A 9,641-nucleotide genomic window follows, 5' to 3' on the forward strand; every position below is an offset into this window, starting at 1 on the left:
ATTTGAAAGATGGGGGCTTATCTTCCCCATATTGTACATTAGTGCAGCAGTTTCACTGGCAAAGAAGGCGGTATGGCTATCAATGTTGCTAACAGCTGCTAACGCCATACTGTTAGGATTGATGATAGTGATTATTTTTCAGTAATAATCAATGTTTTTATGGTCTTTTTAGGAAAAGGAGAAAAAGAAGTCGAACAAGTAGGGCTGGCTCGACTTCATTTGTGACAAAAGGGTGAAACCATTGCCCTGCATATGAAAAGTGAGATACACTACAGAAGGAATAGTATCCCTTATTTGTCTAATTGTTCCGTAAGCCGAAGGCGATAAATGTCTTCTCATCTTCAATCAATCCGCAGGATGCACATTGCACTCGTATACCGGGTCCGTTGTAAGGCAGATGGAAAGCCTCAAGCTCTTCATCTGAATACATTTGCACAATGGTCCCTGAGTGTGGGTCAAGCTTTACATAGATAGGGGTTTGCTCAATAACATTGAAGCGGGAACGGTTTGTTTTACAATTAGGGCAGCAATATGGATGTGACATGACAAACGACCTCCTTTTTCAACCTATTTTCCGTTAAAAGGAGCGGGAATATGCATCACATTAACGAAAGAGCGTAAGGGCTATTCGAAAAGGTAGCTAAAGGATTCAAAAAGGGGATGGAAGGATTGAGACAGAAGCGGACTTTGTTTGCAGCTGCAGCCTTCATGTTGATGATGGTTACGGCCGGCTGTGGAAGCCAGGAAGCAGAACAGAAGGATGAACACAAGGGACATGATAGCGGGATGGCTTCAGAAGCCATACAGGTAGAAATTGAGATTGAAACAAGTCCTGCCAAGGTAAATGAGGAGATTGTGTTTGAAGCGATCGTCACACAGGGCGGCGAACCTGTTGAAGATGCGAAGGAAGTGGAGTTTGAATTCGAACGTGAGGGAGAAGAAGAGACAGAAAAAGTTATGGTCGAGCATCAAGAAAACGGTATATATCGATTGGAGAAATCATTTACAGAAGAAGGGCTTTATACCATTATCACTCATGTAACTGCTCGGGATATGCATTCTATGCCTAAAGAGACATTTGAAATAACCCCTTAATGTCTTTTTTTCATGATTAGGCCATATATATCTATGTAAGGAATCCTCGAAAGAAGGGGAGGGGGATGGATGGCCACGCATGAAAATAACCGGATTGTTCACGAACAAGGACAAATCTACCGGCTGCAGAGGGAAGAACGTTCCTTTATGCAGGAAACGCATAACCAGACAGAGCTGCGCATTAAGGAGATTGCCGGGTTGGATATCGGAGAGTTCCAGGCAATGACGAAGGGGAGCTTAAGTGTAAATGAATACGTGAACATCAAGAAAGAGCTGTTCATTAAATCAACCGGTAAGGCTCATATCATTTTTGATATTCAAAAGTTGCAGCATTTTACCCTGGCGATTGCCAATCCGAATGACAGACTGATCCACGGATCGCTATATGTTAGTCCCGATAATGGACTTTATGCCTCAACGATTCACAAGATGGAGATTGAGAATGGCAAGCTTGAAATTCTGGATTGTCAAAAGAGGCTCCGTTTTGTCAAAGTGGAGATATGGGGGCAAACAGGTGATAAAGGGCTTGTATTCTTACAGGGAGAGAAATAAAGATAGGCAGAGGAAAGCTCTGCCGTATACGGTTTCTTACCATTCAGGCACGGATATTTCAGAGTATTGAGTATCAGGGATTTTGAAAAGGATAATTTCTAATATGCCGTCTTTATAGCTTGATTTAGCCCCTTTCTTTTTGACTAGACATGGCAGGGGATAGGTCAAGCTTTCTTCGCGGTTGGGCGGCAAGCCCTGTAGAATAATGCGATTATTCGTATGATACAGCTTCAGATGAGGCAATTCGTCTTCCGGTATAGGCAGGCGTACGAATACATAATCATGTGTTTCGAATATCTCCGGTTTATGCCTGCTGGGTTGTTCATTCTCTTGTTCGGCTTCTTCCCTCTGGTCACTGGACAAGCCTTGCTTCATCAGGCTCCCGAATTGTTCAGGTGATAGCATGGATAACAATTGTTCCATTTGTTTTTCCAGTCCAGACTGATTCAAATATTTCATCCAATCAGGCATTTGCTGCTTGTTATTAGGGAAAAGGTTCCAAGGGAACAATGTATCACCTCAACTTTCAAGAGAGCAGGATGGGTTACAGTTACTATATGCGAACTGGGCCCTATTCGTTAATCATCATCATGGTCATATGTACATAATGTTCAGTATAATAGAAAGGGAAAGGTATTCTAGTGAATGAGTCTGGAGGTTATACGTCGATGAAACGGACAGCTTTGATTACCGGTTCGGCAAGCGGTCTTGGACGAGTCGCGGCAGAGCGATTAGCGCAGGACGGCTATTCCATTATTACAACATACCGGCATAGCAGGGAGCGAGCAGAGTCCTTTATGGCTGAGCTCGAAGAAAAGTATCAAATAACAGCGGCTGCACTTCCATATGATGCGGCGAAGCGTGAGTCTCATGCCAATCTGCTTAAACAATGTGCTCAGATTGGTACAGGCATAGACATCCTCGTACATAATGCAGGCCCATATATTCAAGAACGAAAAACAATGGCAGAATACACGGTGGAGGAATGGGAATATATGATTCAGGGGAACCTGACAAGCATGTTTCTCCTAGCGCGCGGCATCCTTCCTCGCATGAGAGAGAATGGATGGGGACGGATTATCACCATGGGGTTTGACCAATCAAATACAGCCCCAGGCTGGAAATACCGGTCAGCGTTTGCGGCAGCTAAATCTGGATTGACCTCTCTGACCAAGACACTTTCCATCGAAGAGGCCGAATATGGCATTACCGTCAATATGGTATGCCCTGGCGATATCGTCCCTCCATATAAGGAAATGAATCATCCGGACAGAAGGGAAAAAACAGAGGTTGTACCTGTCGGCAGACCTGGTACTGGAGGAGATATTGCTCGAGTGATATCCTTCTTATGCAATGAGGATTCTGACTTTATTACAGGAGCAGTTATTCCTGTAACAGGCGGACAGGATGTCCTGTCTAAATACCGATAAAAAAACTCGCAAGGCTGCAAATGCGCACTTGCGAGTTTTTTGCTGATTAGGCTGTCTTTCTTATTCTGCGCTGAACAATGATTAGTCTAGCACTTAGCCCAGCAGCACCGATGGCAAGGCCGGTTATTAAGCCAATCCAGTAACCAAACGCTCCGAGGGCGGTGTAGTTGGCCAGTGCATAACCTGCCGGCAAGCCGATGACCCAATAGGATAGGAGTGTCATGAAAAATGTCACATTCACATCCTTATATCCTCGTAAAGCCCCCTGTATGGGCGCCTGAAGGGCATCAGATAGCTGGAAGAAGATAGCGAATATCAAGAACTTCGCCGTCAATATAGCTACCTCTGGATCATTTGTGTATAAATAAGCCACTTGATCTCGAAATACTAAGAGTATGATGGCGCTGATACAGGAAAATCCAACTGCGAACAGGATGCCCATCAGGCTGAATTCCCGCGCCCGTTTCAGCTGATTGGCCCCTGCTTCCTGACCGACTAATATCGTAAGGGCCATCGAGAAGCTGAGCGGCACCATATAGAGGAATGATGAGAAATTAATAGCCGCCTGGTGGGAGGCAATCGTAATGGTATTATAAGAGCTCATGAAAAGAGTGACAGCAGCAAATATGCTTGTTTCAAAAAAGATAGCCATGCCAATCGGAAGTCCAATCTTCATTGTATTTCCCCACTCGCTGAGTGATGGCTTTGGCAGAGAACGCAGTAATCCATACTCAGAGAATGGATGCACTCTTGTCGTGATCACAATAGCAATTAGCATGATGACCCAATAGGTGATGGATGAAGCAATGCCTGCCCCGACCCCTCCGAATGCAGGAAGACCGAATTTACCATAAATGAAGGCATAATTGGCCACGACATTTACCGGAAGAGTGACAATCGTGATGAACATGGAAACGGATGTTTTTCCGAGCGCATCAATGAAGCATCTGAGTACGTTGTAAACAAAGAGTGGAACAATCCCGAATGAAAGAGCTGCTAAATATTGAAAAGCAATGCGTCCGACCTCCTGCTCTAAATTCATGAGACCAAGCATTGGACGTAAGAACAGAGCTCCTAAGAGGATAAGCAGGATACTCATGATAAGGGAAAGGTAGATCGCCTGCATGACTGCTCGGTTAATATGAGCGGGCTTTGACCGTTGTCCGAAGAGCTGGGCCACAATTGGAGTCACGGCTAAAAGAATGCCTGAACACCCATTATAGATAGGCACCCAAAGGGATGTTCCAATGGCGACACCCGCTAAATCAATGGGGCTGAATTTGCCGGACATGAAGGTGTCAAAGAAGCTGATAGCGAACAAGCCGAGCTGGGTAATCAAAATCGGCAGAAACACAATCATCATCTTTGATGTTTTTTCTTTAGTAAATAGTGACTGAACCATGAATGAAGCCTCCGAATAGAATCTTTTTTTCGCTAGTATCTATCATACTCTGAAAAAGGAAATAGAAAAATAAGAAATGATGAATATTCTCCAATATTGCCCCATACAATCTTTAAAAGACTGCAGCAGCGGTTTTTTGGGGGGAGAGAACATGGCTTATATAGGATCGAAGGGTTGGTACGTGGCTAGATTAAAGGAAATGGGTGTAACGAAACATCCAATTGAACGCCGGAAGCTTGAACTGTATAAAACCTACATACTTCGGCAGCTGTACGAACAGGCTCGAGCAAAAAACAAAATATCCGCTATGTAAATGTAAAGAAGGTGTGTGACAGAGCTGCAAGATTGCCTTGCCTGTCATACACCTTCTTTATGCTTTATGCTTCTTTGGCTCCGTATATGGAAACTTCAGCGGGCACTTCGGTGTCAAGCCGCTTTTGGGCCAAAGTAAAATGGTCCTTTGAGATTTCAAAAAGATCGTATATAGGTCCTTCTGCATTGATTTCATCATATAAAGCTGAACGTGTTTCATTGGCTTCAACCGTGTAAGGCATTTTTAAAGCTGCCTTCAACGATCGGATATTATTCTTCCGAATACGAAGAAAGACCGTCTCAATATCCAGCGTGAAAAACAATTCATCAAAGAATTGCTGTTTAGCCAAAGCGTTAAAGCCTTTCCCATGGTACGGCTTCCCTAACCAAGTGCCTAAGAATCCAGCATTGTTTGATATATCGTACAGTGTAATGGTCCCTATCGGATTGCCCCATTCATCGAGGATGGTGCGGGAGATCAGTTCTCCTCGTTCCTCTGCTTCAATCGTCTGCTTGGTGATAAACAAGTACTCCTCATATTGCTTCGTTTTGTGACGAACAAATGGATAGACGTCGGGATGGGTCATTAAATCAAAAAGAACAGGACAGTCAGATAATTCACGTTTCTTCAACATACAGATCGCCTCCGTATGAGGGCAGCCGCTAACTGCGATTTCCCCTCGAAATTTTTTAATGTAATATCAAAAAATTTCGGGGTGGGAATCGAACCCACTAGGACCATTACTGGTGGCGCACCATTTGCCTTCCCTAATTTTTGCTTCTTATGAAATTATATTACTGAAAGTATAATACAAGAATTTTTGCAAAAAGGAAATAGTTTTTATTCGTCATTTTTCGTAATTTTTCTTCGTGTATTTTTGTGAAGAAAGTTCATTAAAAAACACCAATTGTTTGCAGGAAGAGAATGAGGATTCCAAGCATGATGACGTAGAGAGAAAAAGGCTTTAATGAATGATTTTTGATGTATTTAATCATCCAGGAAACAGCCAGATAACCGAACACAGCCGCGCATAAAGTCCCAATTAATAAGCCTTTAAAGCTGATTGCCTCAACAGGCCCGCTCAATAGATCTGCCCCTTTAAACAGAATTCCTCCGAAAATGACGGGAATGGATAATAAGAAGGAAAAATAAGCGGCTGTTTCCCTATTTAGTCCGCTCATTAAACCAGCGGCAAGCGTAAAGCCGGAGCGGGAGATGGCAGGGAAGATGGCAGCAGCTTGAAAAACTCCGATGAATAAGGCGTTCTTATAGGTAATGTCCTCCATACCCCTCGATTGCTTCGGCATAATATCTGCCCACCATAGAATAAGTCCTGTAGCAAGGAATTCCCATCCAATGGTGACACCAGTCTTTGAAATTTCCTCAAAAAAATCATTTAGGAGAACTCCGGCTATGACTGCAGGCAATGTCCCGATTATTAATAATCCGGTCATTTTCGAGAATGGTCTGCGAAGCAGTTTAAGAATCTCCTGCCAATAGAAAATTAATAAGGCAAGCAACGTTCCAGTGTGCAGCAGGGTATCAAGGAGCAGTCCGGCCTCGTCCAATCCAAACAAATGACGGCCTATATATAGATGCCCAGTGCTCGAGATGGGCAGAAACTCCGTTAATCCCTGTATGACGCCAAGAATCATCGCCTTCCATTCAGCAAACATAGCTTTCACCCCTTCTAATTCCTCAGATTGCGCTTTTACATCCATTGTATGTCCTTCCGATAAATGGTATGAAGTTTATTGAAACATTTAGGGAAATCTAACGTAATTAATAGTGAGACAACTAGAGGAGGACATCATATGGTACATAGCAATGACAAAATATGGGCGGGGGCAGTCTATTTAAGCAGTTTCGTTTTCGTTTTGTTCGGTCCGCTCGTGATTTGGCTGCTTAAGAGAAATGATTCTGAATTTGTAAACTATCACTGCAAGGAATATTTTAATTTCTTAATCAGCTACACGATCTATACACTTATCGCATTTATACTGGTGTTTGTTGGAATCGGCATCATACTGGCATGGGTGCTCAGTGCGTATGTGTTAATCTTTACGATTATTGCAGCAGTTAAAGCGTTCAGCGGAGAGTATTATCAGATACCGCTCATTATACGATTTATTAAATAATGGACAGGCTAAGCAGGTGAATACATGTCACCTGCTTTTTTACATTCTAGTAAATAAAGCACTTAACCTGCGAACGAGCGATAATCTTTTAATAGATTCTAATACTAAATTTGCTAGATGTTACATAGACTTAGAATGACTGTAACGTGAAGCCTGACAAGTTGGTGGTGAAAGATGGATGACGACGAAGGAATATTACAGCCGAATCATGAAGATCTATATCGGAGAATCCTTGGCTTACTTACTTGCTTCCGTGGCCTGCTTCGGGCTGTTGGTATATGTGACGAGAGGGCATTATTTATGGAGCGGGATTGGGGTTATTCCATTGCTCGTCCTGATGCTTCTATCTCTTAACCGGTTTGGTATGCATTTGATCAATAAGAGTAAGCTCTCCTATGATGAAACGAATAGAGCGACATCCCCTTTGGATGAGAATCAATTATTCATAGCCTTTTTGCCCTCACCAACGCTGCATATGATTTTTTTTACTGGTGACGGGGTTTATGCGGGAAGTCTAAAGGATAAACGAACCAATATAGCGATGTGGATTATGCCTGCGTCCCTTCTTCTGCTCATGCCGAGAAGCTATCAATTATGTGATAATGAGGGGAATATGCTGGCAGAATATAAAGTAAAGTATGGGCTGAATGGAGCCATCTCCATCCTAGATGCAGAGGAGAGGAGGATTGGTGTCTACAGGCAGGAAATGCGAATGAGCGGTGTTACGAATGAGTATGGCATCAGGCAATATGAAGGGGAAATGGAGCACAGCGCTGCTTTTTCCATCGCTCACTCGAGGAATCAGCAAGCTATTGCAGCGTTTAATAGCGGCTGGATGCCTGCCTATACTAGCGGACGGTTCCTTGATGCTAATATGCCGGTCCTAACCTTTTTGAATGCAACTGAAGATGAGAAGCGTATTGTTTTCAGCTATTGTGTAGATTATTTACAGGCTCAGAATCATTGATGGAAAAATCATATGGTTTGTATCGGGTTTTGTCATATAATAGAGGAATAATTTATTATTGAAAAGCATATGAGTGAAGGGAGCAACAAGCTGTGGATATTCAGGTAATTAAAGTACACGGTTCTAATAATGACTTTTATTTAATTGATGAGATGAACGGAAATCTGCCAATCACCGAAGAAGAGAGGAGCGCGCTTTCTGTAGCGGTATGCAGGCGGACGAAAGAGGAGGGAGCGGACGGAATTTTATTCGTACAAGCCTCAAGCACCTGTGACGCCAAAATGAGAATCTTTAATTCTGACGGAACAGAGGCATCTATGTGCGGAAACGGACTTCGCTGTGTAGGTCGTTATGTCTCAGAAAAGCTAGGGAAGGACCAGCTCGTCATTGAAACGATGAAAGCTGACCTTGCAGTGAGAAAAGAAGCGGAAATCTTCCCGGATATTCCGACCTATCGAGTGGAGATATCTCCTGTATTGAAGTCCACGAAAGCTCTGCCCATGAATACGGATATGGGTGAAATCATTCATGAGCGCCTGCCATTCTTGGATGATGAGCTGATTTTCACCGCTCTTTCCGTGCCAAACCCGCATCTAATCAGCATTGTTGGCAAGGAGGTTCTTGCGACGGATAAGCAGGAAAGAATAGCGAAGTATGTAAACGGAGAGAATGAATGGTTCCCAGATGGTGTTAATGTGAGCTTTATTAATGTAATGGGTGACCAAAGTATATTCGTACGTACATATGAACGCGGGGTGGGCTTCACGAATGCATGCGGTACGGCGATGTCTGCTTCCAGCCTTGTGACAAAGTGGGAGGAGAATCTTGAGGATGAAGTGCTGCTCGATGTTTATAATCCAGGAGGGATGGTAAAGTGTCATGTTCACGATCTGCCAGAGAAAACATGGATTGATTTAATCGGGAATGCCACCTATGAGTATAAACAGACTTTGACTGTAGACTTAGAGGCTAAGAAGATTCATTTTGGTGAGAGAGAAAGCTTTGAAAATGAAACGAAAGCATATGATGCCTTTGTCAGCCATGTGAAAAATATTATTGAGGCCATATAGTTTTCTTATTATCCAAAAGAGTAAGGTGTGTGATTAATTGTGCCATGGAGCGGGCGACTGCAATTTAAAGCAGGCAGGCTTCTCATCTCCCTCATAATCCTGGCCGGATTAACGTATCTCTTTGTTCATCTTGCCAGGGGAATTGACGGCGACAGCCTGCACCGATTTGATTTAGGTATCATCCAAGTGGTCCAGGGGAGCATCAACGATATGAGCACCAATGTCCTGCTTTTATTGACAAGCCTTGGGACGATTAAGGGAAACATCGTGCTAGTAGTCCTATTTTCAATCTGGTTTATTTGGAAGCGCCATTATTTGAGTACGGCATTCCTCCTATTTGTCTGCTTATCCGGAGCCTACGTGAACAAATACCTGAAATGGACCTTTCAACGTGAACGCCCATCCTTGAATCCCCTTGTCGTTGAGAATGGATTCAGCTTTCCGAGCGGGCATTCCATGTCCTCTTTCATTTTGTATGGAGCGTTGATGATTATCGCGACCCGCTTGACGAAGAACTGGCATATACGCCTTCCAGTCTATGTAGTCTGCACCGTGATGATTATATTAATGGGCTATAGCCGAATCTATCTTGGCGTCCATTATCCAAGCGATGTTCTTGCCGGCTATGCAGCAGGCGGTGTCTGGCTGATTATTACGGCAGAGGTATTCAAGTA

The 9,641-nt window shown here is 43.5% G+C and carries 13 protein-coding genes; 8 read left to right on the forward strand and 5 right to left on the reverse strand.

Translation table 11 applies throughout. The features are described 5' to 3' along the window. Positions 1–298 precede the first annotated feature (298 nt). A complete protein-coding gene (locus ACI35L_RS11040; RefSeq protein ID WP_049670671.1) occupies positions 299–544 on the reverse strand; it encodes a hypothetical protein in 246 nt (81 codons plus the stop codon). 125 nt (positions 545–669) lie between these two features. Between ACI35L_RS11040 and ACI35L_RS11045 the strand changes: the two genes are divergently transcribed. Beyond that, positions 670–1,095, forward strand: coding sequence for a FixH family protein (locus tag ACI35L_RS11045; protein ID WP_053103735.1), 426 nt, complete (start codon positions 670–672; stop codon positions 1,093–1,095). A 69-nt stretch (positions 1,096–1,164) separates the two neighbouring features. Further along, positions 1,165–1,647, forward strand: coding sequence for a hypothetical protein (locus ACI35L_RS11050; RefSeq protein WP_049670672.1), 483 nt, complete (start codon positions 1,165–1,167; stop codon positions 1,645–1,647). Positions 1,648–1,683: 36 nt separating this feature from the next. Here ACI35L_RS11050 and ACI35L_RS11055 read toward each other — a convergent pair whose 3' ends face one another. Beyond that, positions 1,684–2,070 (reverse strand): Hsp20/alpha crystallin family protein, encoded by a 387-nt coding sequence (locus tag ACI35L_RS11055; RefSeq protein ID WP_439802903.1) that lies wholly within the window; start codon positions 2,068–2,070, stop codon positions 1,684–1,686. 245 nt (positions 2,071–2,315) lie between these two features. Between ACI35L_RS11055 and ACI35L_RS11060 the strand changes: the two genes are divergently transcribed. Continuing rightward, positions 2,316–3,077: an SDR family oxidoreductase gene (locus ACI35L_RS11060; protein WP_439802904.1), complete on the forward strand. Its 762-nt coding sequence runs from the start codon at positions 2,316–2,318 to the stop codon at positions 3,075–3,077. A 46-nt stretch (positions 3,078–3,123) separates the two neighbouring features. Here ACI35L_RS11060 and ACI35L_RS11065 read toward each other — a convergent pair whose 3' ends face one another. Next, a complete protein-coding gene (locus tag ACI35L_RS11065; protein WP_439802905.1) occupies positions 3,124–4,479 on the reverse strand; it encodes an MATE family efflux transporter in 1,356 nt (451 codons plus the stop codon). A gap of 151 nt (positions 4,480–4,630) precedes the next feature. On the opposite strand from ACI35L_RS11065, the gene ACI35L_RS11070 reads away from it, so the two are divergent. Further along, on the forward strand, positions 4,631–4,792 hold the full coding sequence (locus ACI35L_RS11070; RefSeq protein ID WP_082197084.1) for a YflJ family protein: 162 nt from the start codon (positions 4,631–4,633) through the stop codon (positions 4,790–4,792). Positions 4,793–4,856: 64 nt separating this feature from the next. Here ACI35L_RS11070 and ACI35L_RS11075 read toward each other — a convergent pair whose 3' ends face one another. Both ACI35L_RS11075 and ACI35L_RS11080 read right to left on the reverse strand, forming a co-directional pair. Further along, entirely contained in the window at positions 4,857–5,426 is a 570-nt protein-coding gene (locus ACI35L_RS11075) for a GNAT family N-acetyltransferase (protein ID WP_049670676.1), read from the reverse strand. Positions 5,427–5,685: 259 nt separating this feature from the next. Next, positions 5,686–6,468 carry an undecaprenyl-diphosphate phosphatase gene (locus tag ACI35L_RS11080; protein ID WP_439802909.1) on the reverse strand — a complete coding sequence of 261 codons (783 nt, stop codon included), beginning with the start codon at positions 6,466–6,468 and terminating at the stop codon, positions 5,686–5,688. 138 nt (positions 6,469–6,606) lie between these two features. Here ACI35L_RS11080 and ACI35L_RS11085 point away from each other — a divergent pair, with 138 nt between their 5' ends. The 4 genes from ACI35L_RS11085 to ACI35L_RS11100 all read left to right on the forward strand — a co-directional run. Next, positions 6,607–6,930 carry a DUF4870 domain-containing protein gene (locus ACI35L_RS11085; RefSeq protein ID WP_049670677.1) on the forward strand — a complete coding sequence of 108 codons (324 nt, stop codon included), beginning with the start codon at positions 6,607–6,609 and terminating at the stop codon, positions 6,928–6,930. A gap of 178 nt (positions 6,931–7,108) precedes the next feature. Further along, positions 7,109–7,897, forward strand: coding sequence for a hypothetical protein (locus ACI35L_RS11090; RefSeq protein ID WP_439802906.1), 789 nt, complete (start codon positions 7,109–7,111; stop codon positions 7,895–7,897). 92 nt (positions 7,898–7,989) lie between these two features. Then, positions 7,990–8,967 carry a diaminopimelate epimerase gene (gene dapF / locus ACI35L_RS11095; RefSeq protein WP_439802907.1) on the forward strand — a complete coding sequence of 326 codons (978 nt, stop codon included), beginning with the start codon at positions 7,990–7,992 and terminating at the stop codon, positions 8,965–8,967. Positions 8,968–9,006: 39 nt separating this feature from the next. After that, on the forward strand, positions 9,007–9,641 hold a 635-nt coding region (locus ACI35L_RS11100), incomplete at its 3' end, for a phosphatase PAP2 family protein (protein ID WP_439802908.1).

Origin of the sequence: Pradoshia sp., from assembly GCF_051873915.1 — a bacterium.
Taxonomy (GTDB): Bacteria; Bacillota; Bacilli; order Bacillales; family Pradoshiaceae; genus Pradoshia.